Raw genomic sequence first — 16,642 nt, 5'->3', positions numbered from 1 at the left:
CGAGTAAAGTAGAAGCAATCAGCCTTTTGCGACCTGATGATCCGCCATCATCTCCAGCGCGCGTACCATGCCCGAATGATCCCACGCCTTGCCGCCATGGGCGGTGCAGGAGCTGAATAGCTGCTGGGCCAACGCCGTGCTCGGCAGCGAAAGCCCGAGCGCCCGCGCGCCCTCCAGCGCCAGATTGAGATCCTTCTGATGCAGCTCGATCCGAAAGCCCGGCTCGAAATTGCGCTTGATCATGCGCTCGCCGTGCACTTCGAGAATCCGCGACGATGCAAAGCCGCCCATCAGCGCCTGCCGCACCAGCGCCGGATCGGCGCCGGCCTTCGACGCGAACAGCAGCGCCTCGCCGACCGCCTCTATCGTCAGCGCCACGATGATCTGATTGGCGACCTTGGTGGTCTGCCCGTCGCCGTTGGCGCCGACGAGCGTGACGTTCTTGCCCATCTTGTCGAACACCGGCTTCATGGTGTTGAACGCGCGCTCCGGTCCGCCCACCATGATGGTCAGGCTCGCCGCCTTGGCCCCGACCTCGCCGCCCGAAACCGGCGCATCGAGATAGTCGGCGCCGAGCGCTTCCACCTTCTTGGCAAACTCCTTGGTGGCGAGCGGCGAGATCGAACTCATGTCGACGACGATCTGTCCCTTCGAGAGCCCGGCCGCGACACCATCCTGCGCGAACAGCACCGCTTCGACATGCGGCGTATCCGGCACCATGATGATAACGACGTCCGACTTCTCGGCGACTTCCTTGCCGGATTTGCAGGGTACGCCGCCCTCGGCGACCAGCTCCGGCGCAACGGGCACAACGTCGTGCAGAAACAGGCGGTGGCCGGCAGCCTGAAGATGGCCAGCCATCGGGCGGCCCATGGTGCCGAGGCCGATAAAACCGATATCGATCATTTCAACTCCCCTTTGTCGTTTCTTGTTCAGGTATCGGCCGTCAGTGCGGCATGCCAACCGAGGCCTTCGACCGTCGTCGTCCTCGGCTTGTATTCGCAGCCGACCCAGCCACGATAACCAATAGCGTCGAGATGGCGGAACAGGAAGGGATAGTTGATTTCGCCGGTGCCCGGCTCGTTGCGGCCGGGATTGTCTGCAAGCTGGACATGGGCGATGCGGGAGAGGTGTTTTTGCAGCGAGCGCGCGATGTCGCCCTCCATCACTTGCATGTGGTAGATGTCATACTGCACAAACACATTGCTTGAGCGCACATCCGCGATGAGTTGTAACGCCTGCGCCGTCTTGTTGAGGAAGAAGCCGGGAATATCGATCGTGTTGATTGGCTCGATCAGAAGCTTGATCCCCGCCCTGGCGAGCGCGTCCGCGGCGAAGCGCAGGTTGCCGACCAATACCTCGTTGAGATCGCTTGCGTCCGCGCCGTCAGGCGCGATGCCGACGAGGCAGTTGAGCTTACGGCAATCCAGCGCCTTGGCATAATCGACGGCGAGCGCGACGCCGTCGCGAAACTCGTCGACCCTGTCGGGCAGAACGGCAATGCCGCGCTCACCTGCCGCCCAGTCGCCCGCGGGCAGATTATGCAGCACTTGCGTCAGCCCGTGCTGGTGCATCTGCTCGCGCAGATCGGCCTTGTCGAACTCATACGGGAACAGGTATTCGACCCCGCTGAACCCCGCAGCCTTGGCAGCCGCGAAGCGATCGAGGAACGGCACTTCGCCGAATAGCATGGTAAGATTGGCGGCAAATTTAGGCACGATCTAGTCTCCGTGATTTACGCCGGCAGCAGCTTGCCGGACTGCGGCGCGGCCGATCTGGCCGGCGCGTCGTCCAGCGGCAGGTCAAGCACCTCCTCGAATTCGACGATGTTATCGATCTCGGTGCCCATCGCGATGTTAGTGACGCGTTCGAGAATGAACTCGACGACGACGGGCACCTTGAACTCCGCCATCCATTCCCGCGCGGTGGCGAACGCCGCCTGCGCATGGTTCGGATCGGTGACGCGGATCGCCTTGCAGCCGAGACCTTCGGCGACCGCAACGTGGTCGACGCCATAGGCCCCGAGCTCGGGCGCATTGATATTCTCGAACGACAACTGGACATGGTAGTCCATGTCAAAACCGCGCTGCGCCTGGCGGATCAGCCCGAGATAGGAGTTGTTCACGACGACGTGGATGTAGGGCAGCTTGAACTGCGCACCGACCGCCAGTTCCTCGATCAGGAACTGGAAATCATAATCGCCCGACAATGCTACGATGTTGCGGCCCGGATCGGCCGCCCGCACACCGAGCGCGGCCGGCAATGTCCAGCCGAGCGGACCGGCCTGCCCGGCATTGATCCAGTTGCGCGGACCGTAGACGCCCAGAAACTGCGCGCCGGCGATCTGCGACAATCCGATCACGCTGACGTAACAGGTGTCGCGTCCGAACGCCTTGCTCATCTCCTCGTAGACGCGCTGCGGCTTGATCGGAATGTCCTTGAAATGACTCTTGCGCAGCATCGTGCGCTTGCGGTCCTGGCACGCCGCCGGCCACGCTTGCCGCTCCCTGAGTTTGCCGGCCTTGCGCCACTCCTTGGCGACCGTGACGAACAGCTCCAGCGCCGCCCTGGCGTCGGACACGATCCCAAAGTCGGGATTGAAGACGCGGCCGATCTGCGTCGGCTCGATATCGACATGCACGAAGGTGCGCCCTTTGGTATAGGTCTCGACTGAGCCGGTGTGGCGGTTGGCCCAGCGGTTGCCGATCCCCAGCACGAAGTCGGATTGCAGCATGGTCGCATTGCCGTAACGGTGGCTGGTCTGCAGGCCGACCATGCCTGCCATCAGCACGTGATCGTCGGGAATGGTGCCCCACCCCATCAGCGTCGGCACCACGGGCACGTTGACGGCCTCGGCAAACTGCACCAGCAACTCCGACGCATCGGCGCTGATGACGCCGCCGCCGGCGACAATCAGCGGCCGCTCCGCCGCGTTGAGCATGTCAAGCGCCTTCTCGATCTGCTTCCGCGTGGCCGCCGGCTTGTAAACCGGCAGCGGCTCATAGGTCTCGTCGTCGAACTCGATCTCGGCCAACTGCACGTCGAGCGGCAGGTCGATCAGTACCGGACCGGGCCGGCCGGATCGCATGACGTGAAAAGCCTGGCTGAACACGCGCGGCACCAGCGCCGGCTCGCGCACCGTGACCGCCCATTTCGTCACGGGCCTGGCGATGGATTCGATATCGATGGCCTGAAAATCTTCCTTGTAGAGACGTGCGCGCGGCGCTTGGCCTGTGATGCACAGGATCGGGATCGAGTCCGCGATCGCCGAATAGAGCCCCGTGATCATGTCGGTGCCCGCCGGACCTGAGGTGCCGATGCAAACGCCGATATTACCGGCCTTGGCGCGAGTATAGCCCTCAGCCATATGCGAAGCGCCCTCGACATGCCGCGCCAGAATGTGGCCGATCGAGCCGCGCTTCTTCAGCGCGGAATACAGCGGGTTGATCGCAGCTCCCGGTACACCGAAGGCGATGGTGACGCCTTCCTTTTCCAGGATCCGTACGGCCGCATCGATCGCTCGCATCTTCGCCATGTCGTGCCTCGCTATTTGCTCGACATGATGATCACGGCAATGACAGACGATCTCAACGAAGCTGAATTTGTTTCCCGCGATGTGGCATGATCGACAGAAAAGCACGCCGAATCAGTCGGTTGGATCGGCGACACCGTGAAACTTTTGGATCCTGGCCACGTGAAGCAGGCGCAGAGATGTTCAAGAGCCTTCTCTGCACGCCTGACAACATTATTGCCCGGATCGACGAGGGCGTACGGGTGATCGCTGGGCATAGCGAGGCGTCCGCCATCAAGGGTCGGGCACACCGGAAGCGGAAATTGCCGGTATAGTCCCCAAGACACTCCCTGGAACGAAAGGCCGGCGAACAATCATGAGTTTCTTCGAGCGACTGAAGACGGCGGCACCAGCCGAGTGGCGCGCCTATACCGAACATCCATTCACCGACGGCATGGCGGACGGTTCGCTGTCGCAGGCGGCGTTCCGTCACTACCTCGTCCAGGACTATCTGTTCCTCATCGAGTTCGCCCGCGCCTATGCCCTCGCGGTCTACAAGTCGCCTGATCTCGCCGACATGCGCGAAGCGGCAGCCGGCATTTCAACCATTCTCGACGTCGAGATGAACCTGCACGTCAAGCTCTGCGCGGGCTGGGGCCTGTCGGCGGACGATCTCGAACACGCCGCTCCGGCGTCGGAAATGCTCGCCTATACCCGCTACGTGCTCGACGCGGGGATGCGCGGCGACCTGCTGGCGCTCAAGGTGGCGCTCGCCCCTTGTGTCATCGGCTACGCCGAGATCGCGACTCGGCTCGCCGCGCGACCCAATGCGCTCGCTTCCACAAATCCCTATAGCGTCTGGATCGCCGAGTATTCCGGGGAGGCCTATCAGGACGTCGCGGCGAAGGCCCAGGCGCATCTGGAGCAACTCGCCGGCCGCTACGCCACGCCGGCCCGCGAGGCGGAGTTGGTTGCGATCTTCAAGGAAGCCACACGGCTCGAAGCCGATTTCTGGGAAATGGGCTGGCGCATGGCAACGGTTAAGGTCCCAGACTGGCGTTCGTGTACGTAACACGCATGAGCGGAGCGATATGCAGGTATCTACGCTACCTCAGTTCAGCCGCAGTTCCGTAATGTGCCGGGGATCCGGCTTCAGCTCGCCGCGCTCCACGCGCTTGACGATATCGGTCAGCGCCGCGTTGGCGGGGCACGACAGGCCGAGCTTCTCGCCCTCGCGCACCACCAGGCCGTTGAGGAATTCGATCTCGGTGCGCCGTCCCTTCTGCATATCCTGGCCCATCGAGGGGCGCTGCGCGCCTGACGTCCGCTTGCCGTCCTTGAAGCGTTGCTCGTCGCAGACGCGCAGCGCCGCCTCATCGCCCTCCCCGGCGCGCGCGATCGTGTCCGGCGGCAGATGCAGGATTTCTTCGAGCTGATAGCCCTGCGCCTGGCCGACGCGGATCGCCTCGCTGCCGAGCCGCGTGGAAAAACGGCGCAGCGGCTCGCTCTGCAACATTTCTCCGCCCGGCAAACCGGTGCAGGCGGAGAGCCCGTTCCCCATGACGTTGGCGACCAGTTTTGACCAGCGCTCGCCCCAGAGATTGTCCGTCACCTTGGCGCTGTCGGAATAACCCACCAGCCGGCAGACCTCCCTCGCCCGCGACGTGATGCGGCCATGCACCTCGCCGGCGCGAAACACCGTATGCGCCGCCCCGCCCTTGCCAGCGCCGCGATGAATGTGGCCCGGCTCGGGCAGGTTCACCGTGATGCTGCTGGCGATGCAGCCCAGCGTCTTGCCCCAGCCGACGATGCCGGCAATCGTCTCCTCGTTCATGCAGTTCTGCAGCGAGACGACATAGCCGTCCGGCGCCAGATATTGCTGGATCAGCATGGTGGCCCACGCCGTATCGTAGGACTTCATGCAGACAAAGGCGATGTCGACCGGCTTCTCCTTGGCGAGCTGCTGCGCGTCCGTGACGTGCAGCGCGCGCACTGGAACCGAGGATTCCGGAACGTCCATCGCGTGCGTGACGCGCAGCCCTTGCTTGCGCATATGCTCGACATGTTCGGGCCAGGGATCGATGAAAGTGACGTCTTCGCCCGCCTGCACCATATGCGAACCGGCATAGCCGCCGACGGCGCCCGCTCCGACGATCACGATTTTTCGGCCCATGGCTCTTCCTTTGCATTTTCTTCTATCAGGCGCGACACGATCGCGCCTGTTCATAAACGGATACTACTCGGCCTTGATGCCGGCGAACTTGATCACCTTCGCCCACTTTTCGGTGGCCTCCGAGATGATCTTCGCGAATTGCGCAGGCGTGCCGCCCGCCACCGTGCCGCCCAGTTCGACGATCCGGGCCCTGACCTTGCTGTCGGCAAGCCCGGCGTTGAGCTCCATGTTCAGTCTGTCGATGATTTCGGCTGGGGTGTCCCTGGGCGCGCCGATACCCGCAAACCCGCTGGCCTCGTAACCGGGCACGAACTCCGCCACCGTCGGCACATCCGGCAGCACGTCCAGCCTGGCCGCAGTGGTCACCGCCAGCGCGCGCAGCTTGCCGGCCTGGATATGCTGGATCGATTCCGACACCGGCGCGAAAATCACCTGCAGGTGACCGGCGACCAGATCGGTGGCCGCGGGCGCGCCGCCGCGATACGGAACGTGGACCAGGTCGACGCCCGCCATCATCTTGAAGAGTTCGCAGGCGATGTTCTGCGGCGTGCCGGGGCCGGCCGAGCCGTAATTGATCTTGCCCGGGTTGGCCTTGGCGTAGGCAATGAATTCAGGAATCGTCTTGGCCGGGACGGACGGATGCACCACGACCACGTAGGCCAGCCGTGCTGCGCAGATTACCGGCGCGATGTCCCGCATGAAGTCGAAATTGAGATTGCTGTAGAGCGCAGCGTTGATCGCATGCGGGGTGACGATCTGCAGCAGCGTGTAACCGTCCGGCGCGGCCTTGGCGACCGCCTCGGTCCCGATGTTGCCGCTGGCGCCGGCGCGGTTCTCGACGATGAACTGCTGGCCGAGACGATCGGACAGCCACTGCCCCATCAGCCGCGCCTGGATGTCGGTGGCCCCGCCCGCGGCAAAGCCGACGACGATGCGCACCGGCCGGGACGGATAGGCTTGCGCCCATGAAAGGCGGGGCACGGCCGGCAACGCGGCGGCGCCCACGGCCAGATGCAAGAATGCACGGCGGGAAAATTCCATGATGCTTCCTCCACAGTGCGCTACGTTGCGGATTTGCAATCCATCTGAACGCCCTGCGGCAACAGACTACACCCGTCTGGCGAGCAGGTGGAAGGGCCCAATGCTGACTTCGCCAACGTCTTATCGCGATCAACCGATCCAGATTCTTCGGGCAAACAGGGCGGTGTTCATAAACAACAACGCACTGAAAAGACCTATAACTCCCGTCAAAAGCCACTTCGCTCGCAATCCGAAATGAGCCAACACCACGAACAGGGGAAATGAAACGAGATTAAACCGGCTCATCGAAACAAAGCCTGCTGGCCCACCGCTGAGAGTCAGATATGGCAACAACAGCACAGCCATGGCGAACAGTGTCCAGCTTGAGCGCAGCCGAGACCAGCCCAGAACAATCAGGACGATGAACAACAACGTGAACCAGCTGGCCTGCCCCCACGGATTCCAGTCATTGAGCATCATTCGCGTGAAAGGCTCGAGCTTCAGTGCCGCAATCAATCTCGTCGTTAGCGTCGTGCCTTCATGAAAGGCCGTCTGCCCATCCGCAAGAGCAAACGGATTTCCGAAAGCGCTCCAGAGATAGATCATGAATAGCCAGATGCCGGATGTCGCAAGAACGACGCATGGCAAGAGAGCAGGAAGAAACGGCTTCTGATGGCGATTGAGCCACATCTCCCAAAGAAGGACAGGTAAAAGGACAATGCCCGTTGATCGGGTCGAGATTGCCAAACCCGCAAGCAGTGCCGCCGACACGTAGTATTTTCGTTGCACGGCGAGAAAAAAAGAGACGATGAGCAGCAGTGCCAGGGGCTCGGTATACCCAGCCGACAGCAGGACCGAAGCAGGAAAAAAGCTGAGCAGCGCGATGGTGGCGAGAGCGAGTTGATCATCAAATTCCTCGCGAACCAGCTTGAAAAGCATGACGATCGCGAGCAATCCCGCAAGGTTCGACACCAACAGCATTGCATCCGCAGGCGCAAGACCAATTGCCGCCAAGGCCCGTGCGAGCATCGGAAACAGCGGGTAAAAAACGATGTTTTGTTGGATCGTCGGATCGCCGTTATACTGATAGCCGTCCGTGACGATCTTGAAATACCATTCCGAGTCCCATTGCAGCAATTGGTGGTACCAGAGCGGTCCCGCAGACCAGCGCTCGATCGAGCTGGTCAGATATTTTTGAGAGAATACCAGTCCGAGTGCCACCACCAGCCGCGAACAAGCAAATATCGAGATAGCCCAACAACAGGGAATCCAGGAACGCCCCTTCCAGTCCGCACTTCGCATTTCCATATCCATACTGTCGCTTGGTAAGAGCTCGAAATCAATCGCCGCAGTTGTAAGGCCTGCCGTCAACTGCGCTGTTGCCCATGTCCGATCCATGCGCCTATATGACCAACGCCGTCCCGGGTGGCGGCACCTCGGCGCGCCGCGATCGCGCGCGCATGATCGAAACAACAGGACCCGCCGAGGCGGAATCCGACCGGAGTATCCGTATTCATGACTGCACGAGCCGACGCCATCGCCGCAAAGATCGAGGCATTCATCCGCACCGAAGTGATCCCCTACGAGAAGGATCCGCGGTGTGGCTCGCATGGCCCGAGCGACGAGCTGGTGCAGGAGCTGCGCGACAAGGCACGCAAGGCCGGTGTACTCACGCCGCACATTCTGCCCGATGGATCGCATTTCACGCAGCGTGAGACAGCGATCGCCCTGATCAAGACCGGGCTTTCGCCGCTGGGCCCGTTGGCCTGCAACACCATGGCGCCCGACGAGGGCAACATGTACCTGCTCGGCAAGGTCGGAAGCCGCGAACAGAAGACGCGCTTCCTGGATCCGCTGGTTTCCGGCAAGGCACGTTCGGCGTTTTTCATGACCGAACCGGCCGACGAAGGCGGCGCCGGCTCCGATCCCTCGATGATGCAGACCAAGTGCCGGCTCGACGGCAATCACTGGGTGATCAACGGGCGCAAGAAGTTCATCACGGGTGCCGAGGGCGCCAAGGTCGGCATCGTGATGGCGAAGTCGGACGATGGTGCCTGCCTGTTCCTGGTCGACCTGCCGGACCCCGCAATCAAGACGCTGCGCGTGCTGGATACGATCGACAGTTCAATGCCGGGCGGGCATGCCGAGATCGAGATCGACAACCTTCGCGTCTCCGCCGACCAGATGCTCGGCGCCGCCGGCGATGGTTTCAAATACGCGCAAATCCGCCTCAGCCCGGCGCGGCTGTCGCACTGCATGCGCTGGCTCGGCCTCGCCATCCGCGCCAACGAGATCGCCACAGATTACGCCTGCCGCCGCCACGCGTTCGGAAAGCCGCTGGTCGATCACGAAGGCGTCGGCTTCATGCTGGCGGAAAACCTGATCGATCTGAAACAGTCGGAACTGATGATCGACTGGTGCGCCGGCGTGCTCGACACCGGCTCGCTCGGCACGGCCGAGAGCTCGATGGCCAAGGTGGCGGTGTCGGAAGCCTTGATGCGGGTAGCCGATCGCTGCGTGCAGGTGATGGGCGGCACCGGCGTCTCGACCGAGACGATCGTCGAACAGGCGTTTCGCGAGATCCGTGCCTTCCGCATCTATGACGGCCCGACCGAAGTGCACAAATGGTCGCTCGCCAAGAAGATCAAGCGCGACTGGAAAGCCGGGCAGCACTGAAGGAGAGCAACGGCGCTCAGGCAGCCTATGGTTTCGTCAGTCTACAGGTTGCCGCGTCGCCCTGGCAAACAGCAGATGCCCCGATCGCCACATCCGTTCGCAGACCGCGCGGGCGAAATTCGTTCTCTGTGCTGGATCTGATTGCGCGAACATGGCGTGGGACAGGATATCAGAGATGCTCTTGCGGCTGTCGATCTGCTCCAGCATCAGGGCTTCCGCTCGCGATATCGGCGTGACGACCGTTCCCTGCGGCGTCGCGCGGGTCAGCACCAGCGCATTGGCGTCGCCGGCCAGTTTGACGCCGGATCGGACGTGCGGAATATAGGACAGATGATCATCGGTATCGAAACGGACGAGGAAACGCGCGCTGTGCGGCTTCCTGACGAAAAAATCGTGCCTCGCATTCATCAAGGTTAAGTTCTCGACAACCGCCCACTGCTCCGCAGGCGGAAGCGCCAATACCCGTTCCAGCATCTCTCCGGAGAGAAACCGGTCCGCGCAATAGTCGGCGTTGTCGTTCCAGCCGAAGAAGATCAAACCTGCGGCTGCGACGAGCTCCATGATCTCCGGTACCGAATAGGCGCGGTCCTGGGGATGGAGCAGCATGTCGACGACCCCGGCGTCCTGTGCAAGGTCTATGGGGAGCTTGCCGTTAGGCTCGAACAGATAGTGATGCGACGGCACGAACTTCAAAAGCTCACGGGCCATGCTGAGGCCCTCGGCATCCGGACCGGCGCCGAGCCGCCGCAAGATATCCTGCACCTGATAGACGCCGGCACGCGCGGCCCTTCCATACAACATGAGCCCCATGCTGCCCGAGGGTTCCAGCACGTCGGCGAGCGCCTTCAACCCGGCGTCGGGATTGGGAAGGTGATGCAGAACGCCGGTACACAAGATCAGGTCGAAGCTGCGGTTCAACTGGCGGACGTCCAGCAGACTCATCTGCCGAAGTTCGAGGTTTTTGAGGCCGTGCCGGTCACGAAGACGGTTCGAATGCGCCAGGCTCGTATCGGAAAGATCGATACCGGTGACCGAACAGTCCGGGTTGTTGAGAGCGATTAGCGGCGCCTGTGAGGAGCCGCAACCGGCGCACAAGATGCGCAGCTCCTGCCGGGGCCGCCCCTCCGGCCATAACTGGATTCCAGCAAAGCGGGGGTCGCAGGTCAGCGGCCCCCATTGCTTCAAAAATGCTGCGGCGTCTTCGATTGGCGGCGGATAGCTGTAGGCCTCGTACTGCTTCCTGACCGCCTCGGTAACTGTGTCTTCCATGGAACGACACTAGTTCGGGGCGATCCGGCCAGCAACATGCCGAACCGCCGACGGCAAGGTTCAATGACCGCTGGCCGCCGGCATCACGCCGCCAAGTTCCACCGTCAATTCCGCCGCCACTTCCCGGACGGTCTGCCCGAGCTGCGGCAGGCGATCGTCTGTCAGGCGGCTCGTCATGCCCGATATGGAAATCGCCGCCAGCGGCTCGGCGCAGTCGTTGTAGACCACAGCGGCGATGCAGCGCAGGCCCATGCAGGCCTCCTCGTCGTCAACAGCAAAGCCCTGACGGCGGATCTTTTCCAGTTCCTTGAACAGGTCGCCAGGCCGCACGATGGATTTTTCGGTCATCCGCGGCATGCCGTGACGATAGATGATGGCGCTGACATCCGCGTTGGAATAGGTCGCGAGCACCGCCTTGCCGACGCCGGAGGCCACCATGGCGACGCGGCCGCCGACCTTGGTCAACGATCGCATGATCTCGCGGCTTTCCATCCGCGTCAGCACGACGATGAACTCGTCATCGACGACGGCGAGATTGGCGGTCTCGCGCGTCAGGTCGCGCAGCTTGCGGAGATAAGGCACCGCCTGCGCCGAGAAATTGCGGCGGCGGGCGAATGTCGCCCCCACCGTGAAGGCGCGTGCGCCGACGTGCCATTTCGATTCGGTGCGGTCGAACTGCACGAAGCGGCGGTTCTCCAGCGTGCCCAGCAAGCGATGCACCGTCGAGGTGGACAGCCCGGTGCGGATGGCCAGATCGCTCAGGCGATAGCCTTCATCGTCCTCCGCCAGCGTCTCGATGATCGAGAGCGCGCGATCGACCGACTGCACGCCGCTGTCGCGCACGTCGGGCTCATGGTCCGAACTGGGTTTGGGCTCGATGGCCTTGCGCCGGATCACGTCTTTTTTCATCGCGACCTGCATCCGTCAGTTAGACAAAGCAGTAGCCGGCAATTTCCCTCTCCCCGTTCTTTACGGGGAGAGGGTCAGGGTGAGGGGCTGCTTCAGCGAATACGGCAGGAGACGGACTCGCGGAGAGTCCCCTCACCCGGATCGCATCTGCGATGCGATCCGACCTCTCCCCGCAAGCGGGGCGAGGTCAGCAAGCCAGACTCAGAGGAGCCCCGCGCCGCGCGCCCATTTGTACTTGGCGCCCAGCACCTCGACCGGCAGTTCGGTTGAGTACGCATAGGCCGGAATGCCGTTCTGATAGAGATATTCGGCGGCCTCCTCAACCTCGACGTCGCCGGCGAGCGACGCCACGATCGGCTTCACAAAACCTTTCGCCTCCATCTCGTGCTTCACCTCGACCATGTTGCGGGCGAACACCATCGGCGGCGTGACGATGGTGTGCCAGTAGCCGAGGATCAGCGAGTGGATCCGCTCATCCGACAGGCCGAGCTTCACGGTGTTGATGTAGGTGATCGGCGGCTCGCCGCCGGTGATGTCGACGGGGTTGCCAGCCGCGCCAAACGGCGGGATGAACTTGCGGAACGCTGCGTCGAGATCCGGCGGCATCGCCATCAGCGACAGGCCGTTGTCGACGCAGCTATCCGACAGCAACACGCCCGAACCGCCGGCGCCGGTGATGATCAGCACGTTCTCGCCCTTCGGCGTCGGCAGTACCGGCATGCCGCGCGCGAATTCGAGCAATTGCCGCAAGCTGCGGGCGCGGATCACGCCCGACTGCTTGAATACGTCCTCGTAGATCTTGTCGTTACCGGCGAGCGCGCCGGTATGCGACGAGGCCGCCTTGGCGCCGGCAGAGGTCCGTCCCGCCTTCAGCACCACCACCGGCTTCTTCCTGGAGACGCGCTTGGCGGCTTCCGCAAAGGCGCGGCCGTCCTTCAAATCTTCGCAGTGCTGCGCGATCAAATTGGTGTTGGGATCCTGCTCGAAGAACGCCAGCAGATCGTCCTCGTCGATATCCGACTTGTTGCCGAGACCGACGATCGCCGACACGCCCATCTTCGCCGAGCGCGAGAAGCCGATGATCGCCATGCCGATGCCGCCGGATTGCGACGACAGTGCCGCATGGCCCTTGACGTCGTAGGCCGTGCAGAACGTGGCGCAGAGGTTCGCCCAAGTATAATAGAAGCCGTAGATATTCGGCCCCATCAGGCGAACGTTGTATTTCTTTCCGATCTCGACGATCTCGTCCTGCAATTCGGGCGCCCCGGCTTCTGCAAAGCCCGACGGGATCAGCACGGCGCCCGGAATTTTCTTTTCGCCGCATTCGGTGAGCGCACCGGCCACGAATTTTGCGGGAATCGCAAACACCGCCGTGTCGATCACGCCGGGCACGTCCTTGACGCTCTTGTAGGCCTTGTAACCGAGGATCTCGGCGGCCTTCGGATGGATAGGATAGATGTCACCCTTATATCCGCCGTTGATCAGGTTCTTCATCACCGAGTTGCCGATCTTGCCGTCCTCGGCGGAGGCGCCGATCACCGCAACCGCTTTGGGCTGCATGATGCGGCTCATCGCCGTGACGATCTCTTCGGTCGGGCGGGGCGCGGGGCGCGGCTTGTAATCGAAATCGACGACGATGCGCACGTCGGCGGCGATCGCGTCGTTCTTGGTGGCGAACACCGGGTTGAGATCGAGCTCGACGATTTCGGGAAAGTCGCTGACGAGCTGCGACACTTTGACAATGACGTCGGCCAATGCATCGCGGGAAACCGGATCGCCGCCACGCACGCCCTTGAGCATGTCATGGGCCTGGATGCCGTCGAGCATCGACAGGGCATCGTCCTTGGTGGCGGGCGCGAGACGGAAGGTGATATCCTTCAGGATCTCGACCAGCACGCCGCCGAGGCCGAACGCCACCAGCTTGCCGAATGAGCCGTCGGTGATGGAGCCGACGATGACCTCGGTGCCGCCGGCCAGCATCTGCTGGACCTGAACGCCCTCGATCTTGGCGTCGGACTTGTATTTCTTGGCGTTGGCGAGAATGGTGTCATAGGCCTTCTCAGCCTCATCGGAGGTCTTGAGCCCGACCACGACGCCGCCAGCTTCTGTCTTGTGCAAAATGTCCGGCGACACGATCTTCATCACGACCGGGAAACCCATGCCCGATGCAAGCTTGGCGGCCTCGGCGGCGGATTTCGCTACGCCCTCTTTCGGAACCGGAATGCCGTAGGCATCGCATACCAGCTTGCCTTCCGGCGCGGTAAGGCTGGTGCGCTTGTCGGCCTTCACCGTATCGAGCACCCGGCGGACAGCCTCTTTGGCGCTAGGCTCGGCGACCTTGCGGGCCGCATCTGCAGAATTTGACATTGGCTTCCTCCTGGGGCTAGTTTTATGGCATTTGGTATGCCAGAGTTCAGATTGTCAAGCTAAACTATCGCGCAGAAACCGCGAAAACGCAGGCAACTTGACATTCTGGTATTTGGTATGCCAAAAATATTCGAGCATTTCTTCTGCTAAGAAGACGTCTCCAAAACAGGGAGGAGACGAGTCGTGCCCGCACGCAAACAACCCAAGGCGCCGCCAGTCATGGCTGAGGCAGATATCGCGATCGTCCGGATTGCTCCTGAGACGAGCTTCAAGAACAAGGCCTATGAGGCCTTGAAGGAAGCCATTCTCAAGATGGACATCTATGCGACGCCCGAGCAGGTGATGCTGGACGAGCGCGCCCTCTCCGAACGCCTCGGCGTCAGCCGCACGCCCATTCGCGAAGCCATCGCGATGCTGGAACAGGATGGTTTCGTCAAGACCGTGCCGCGCCGCGGCATCGTCGTGGTCCGCCGCACCAAGACCGAGATCGTAGACATGATCCGCGCCTGGGCCGCGCTCGAGAGCATGGCCGCGCGCCTGATCACCACCACCGCGCGCAAAAAGGACATCACGGCGCTGCGCGACTTCTTCAAGGATTTTGGCAAGGACCGTCTGCCGCAGGACCATGTCGAGGAATACTCCAAGGCCAATATCGCCTTCCATCAGGCGCTGATCTCGCTGTCGGAATCGCCTGTTCTGGTCGACATGACCAACGACATCCTTTTGCACGTGCGCGGTTATCGACAACTCACCATCGGTCGGAAGGATCGTACCGCGACCTCCCTGCCCGAGCATCTGGCGATCATCGAGGCGCTGGAAGCCCGCGACACCGAACTCGCCGAAAAGCGCGCACGCGACCACACGCTTGGCCTTGCCTCCTATGTCGAGGCGCACGGCCAGGAACTCTTTACTTAAGACCAGACCTTGCAACAGAAGACGACGAAAAATCGTCCGATACAATGACCAGGGAGATGAAGCCCATGCTGAATACCGCGACCAAGTCCGAAGCACCGGGCACCGAGCAGGAGCTGACGGATGGCTTTCATCTCGTCATCGACGCCCTCAAGCTCAACGGCATCAACACCATCTATGGTGTGCCGGGCATCCCGATTACGGACCTTGGCCGCATGATGCAGGCTGCGGGCATTCGCGTGCTGTCGTTCCGCCACGAGCAGAACGCCGGCTATGCCGCCTCGATCGCCGGCTATCTGACCAAGAAGCCCGGCGTCTGCCTCACCGTCTCCGCGCCCGGCTTCCTCAACGGCCTCACCGCGCTGGCCCACGCCACCACCAACTGCTTCCCGATGATCCTGATCTCGGGCTCCTCCGAACGCGAAATCGTCGACCTGCAGCAGGGCGACTATGAAGAGATGGACCAGCTCGCGATCGCAAAGCCGCTCTGCAAGGCGGCTTTCCGCGTGCTGCATGCCGCCGACATCGGCATCGGCCTGGCCCGCGCCATCCGCGCCGCCGTCTCGGGTCGTCCGGGCGGCGTCTATCTCGATCTGCCCGCCAAGCTGTTCGGCCAGGTGATGGATGCGGCCGCCGGCGCGAAGTCGCTGGTGAAAGTGATCGACGCCGCACCCGCCCAGATCCCCGCCCCGTCCGCCGTCAAGCGCGCGCTCGACGTGTTCAAGGGGGCCAAGAAACCTCTCATCATTCTCGGCAAAGGCGCGGCCTACGCGCAGGCCGACGACGATATCCGAGCTTTCGTCGAAAAGACCGGCGCGCCGTTCCTGCAAATGAGCATGGCCAAGGGCTTGCTGCCGGACACCCATGCGCAATCGGCAGGTGCGGCTCGCTCCACCGTGCTGAAGGACGCGGACGTTGTCATGCTGATCGGCGCCCGCCTCAACTGGCTGCTGTCGCATGGCAAGGGCAAGACCTGGGGCGATGCCCCGAAGAAATTCATCCAGATCGACATCGAGCCGAAGGAGATGGATTCCAACGTCGAGATCGTCGCTCCCGTCGTCGGCGATATCGGCTCCTGCGTCTCCGCGTTGCTCGCGGGCATGGGTGGCAACTGGCAGTCCGCGCCGGCCGAATGGCTCGCCACGGTGTCCAAGAAGCGCGACGAGAACGTCGCCAAGATGGCGCCGAAGCTGATGAGCAACGCCTCGCCGATGGATTATCACGGCGCGCTCGGCGTGCTGCGTACCATCGTCAAGGAGCGGCCGGACGCGATCTTCGTCAACGAAGGCGCCAACACGCTCGACCTCGCCCGCGGCGTCATCGACATGTACAAGCCGCGCAAGCGCATCGACGTCGGCACCTGGGGCGTGATGGGCATCGGCATGGGCTATTCGATTGCGGCCGCTGTCGAAACCGGCCATCCGGTGCTGGCGGTCGAAGGCGACTCGGCCTTCGGCTTTTCGGGCATGGAAGTCGAGACCATCTGCCGCTATCAGCTGCCGGTCTGCATCGTCATCTTCAACAATGACGGCATCTACCGCGGCACCGACGTCAATGGCGCGAGTTCGGATCCGGCAACCACCGTGTTCGTCAAGGGCTCGCGCTACGACAAGATGATGGAAGCCTTCGGCGGCGTGGGCGTCAACGCCACCTCGCCCGATGAGCTCAAGCGCGCTGTCAACGCCGCGATGGATTCCGGCAAGCCGACGCTGATCAACGCCGTGATCGATCCGGCGGCCGGCTCCGAGAGCGGCCGCATCGGCAACCTCAACCCGCAAAGCGTCCTGCAAAAAAAGAAATAACCG

Annotated in this window: 13 protein-coding genes and 1 pseudogene; 4 read left to right on the top strand and 10 right to left on the bottom strand. The window is 62.5% G+C overall.

Annotated elements, in window-relative coordinates:
• Window positions 1–18: 18 nt before the first annotated feature.
• From QUH67_RS12730 to gcl, 3 genes are read right to left on the bottom strand one after another with little or no spacing between them, the layout of a single operon-like run.
• Window positions 19–936: a 2-hydroxy-3-oxopropionate reductase gene (locus QUH67_RS12730; protein WP_300948022.1), complete on the bottom strand. Its 918-nt coding sequence runs from the start codon at window positions 934–936 to the stop codon at window positions 19–21.
• The gene (gene hyi / locus QUH67_RS12725; protein ID WP_300947041.1) at window positions 933–1,718 is read right to left on the bottom strand and encodes a hydroxypyruvate isomerase; all 786 of its coding nucleotides are present in this window, start codon (window positions 1,716–1,718) and stop codon (window positions 933–935) included. The genes QUH67_RS12730 and hyi overlap by 4 nt, the downstream gene beginning before the upstream one ends.
• Window positions 1,719–1,735: 17 nt before the next feature.
• The gene (gcl, locus tag QUH67_RS12720; protein WP_300947040.1) at window positions 1,736–3,535 is read right to left on the bottom strand and encodes a glyoxylate carboligase; all 1,800 of its coding nucleotides are present in this window, start codon (window positions 3,533–3,535) and stop codon (window positions 1,736–1,738) included.
• A 352-nt stretch (window positions 3,536–3,887) separates the two neighbouring features.
• Between gcl and tenA the strand changes: the two genes are divergently transcribed.
• Window positions 3,888–4,583 carry a thiaminase II gene (gene tenA / locus QUH67_RS12715; protein ID WP_300947039.1) on the top strand — a complete coding sequence of 232 codons (696 nt, stop codon included), beginning with the start codon at window positions 3,888–3,890 and terminating at the stop codon, window positions 4,581–4,583.
• 39 nt (window positions 4,584–4,622) lie between these two features.
• Here the strand turns inward: tenA and QUH67_RS12710 are convergent, their stop codons facing one another.
• From QUH67_RS12710 to QUH67_RS12700, 3 genes are all read right to left on the bottom strand, one after another.
• Window positions 4,623–5,684 (bottom strand): ketopantoate reductase family protein, encoded by a 1,062-nt coding sequence (locus QUH67_RS12710; RefSeq protein WP_300947038.1) that lies wholly within the window; start codon window positions 5,682–5,684, stop codon window positions 4,623–4,625.
• Between the two features lie 63 nt (window positions 5,685–5,747).
• The gene (locus QUH67_RS12705) at window positions 5,748–6,725 is read right to left on the bottom strand and encodes a Bug family tripartite tricarboxylate transporter substrate binding protein (RefSeq protein ID WP_300947037.1); all 978 of its coding nucleotides are present in this window, start codon (window positions 6,723–6,725) and stop codon (window positions 5,748–5,750) included.
• A 129-nt stretch (window positions 6,726–6,854) separates the two neighbouring features.
• Complete coding sequence (locus QUH67_RS12700; protein ID WP_300947036.1) at window positions 6,855–8,102, bottom strand: mannosyltransferase family protein; 1,248 nt, start codon at window positions 8,100–8,102, stop codon at window positions 6,855–6,857.
• A gap of 117 nt (window positions 8,103–8,219) precedes the next feature.
• On the opposite strand from QUH67_RS12700, the gene QUH67_RS12695 reads away from it, so the two are divergent.
• Window positions 8,220–9,380 (top strand): acyl-CoA dehydrogenase family protein, encoded by a 1,161-nt coding sequence (locus tag QUH67_RS12695; RefSeq protein WP_300947035.1) that lies wholly within the window; start codon window positions 8,220–8,222, stop codon window positions 9,378–9,380.
• Window positions 9,381–9,416: 36 nt separating this feature from the next.
• On the opposite strand, the gene QUH67_RS12690 is transcribed toward QUH67_RS12695, so the two are convergent.
• From QUH67_RS12690 to QUH67_RS12680, 4 genes and pseudogenes are all read right to left on the bottom strand, one after another.
• Window positions 9,417–10,229 (bottom strand): hypothetical protein, encoded by an 813-nt coding sequence (locus QUH67_RS12690; protein WP_407080506.1) that lies wholly within the window; start codon window positions 10,227–10,229, stop codon window positions 9,417–9,419.
• Window positions 10,230–10,649: pseudogene (locus tag QUH67_RS34945) on the bottom strand (class I SAM-dependent methyltransferase); the annotation flags it as partial.
• Window positions 10,650–10,709: 60 nt separating this feature from the next.
• Window positions 10,710–11,558: an IclR family transcriptional regulator gene (locus tag QUH67_RS12685; RefSeq protein ID WP_300947033.1), complete on the bottom strand. Its 849-nt coding sequence runs from the start codon at window positions 11,556–11,558 to the stop codon at window positions 10,710–10,712.
• Window positions 11,559–11,759: 201 nt separating this feature from the next.
• On the bottom strand, window positions 11,760–13,925 hold the full coding sequence (locus QUH67_RS12680; RefSeq protein ID WP_300947032.1) for an acetate--CoA ligase family protein: 2,166 nt from the start codon (window positions 13,923–13,925) through the stop codon (window positions 11,760–11,762).
• A 219-nt stretch (window positions 13,926–14,144) separates the two neighbouring features.
• Between QUH67_RS12680 and QUH67_RS12675 the strand changes: the two genes are divergently transcribed.
• Entirely contained in the window at window positions 14,145–14,840 is a 696-nt protein-coding gene (locus QUH67_RS12675) for a GntR family transcriptional regulator (RefSeq protein WP_300947031.1), read from the top strand.
• Between the two features lie 65 nt (window positions 14,841–14,905).
• Window positions 14,906–16,639: an oxalyl-CoA decarboxylase gene (gene oxc / locus QUH67_RS12670; protein ID WP_300947030.1), complete on the top strand. Its 1,734-nt coding sequence runs from the start codon at window positions 14,906–14,908 to the stop codon at window positions 16,637–16,639.
• The last annotated feature ends 3 nt before the right edge of the window (window positions 16,640–16,642 follow it).

This window comes from Bradyrhizobium roseum, from assembly GCF_030413175.1.
GTDB lineage: Bacteria > Pseudomonadota > Alphaproteobacteria > Rhizobiales > Xanthobacteraceae > Bradyrhizobium > Bradyrhizobium roseum.
The sequence above is the reverse complement of the archived record's forward strand: the minus strand, read 5'-3'. Positions and strand labels throughout refer to the sequence as shown.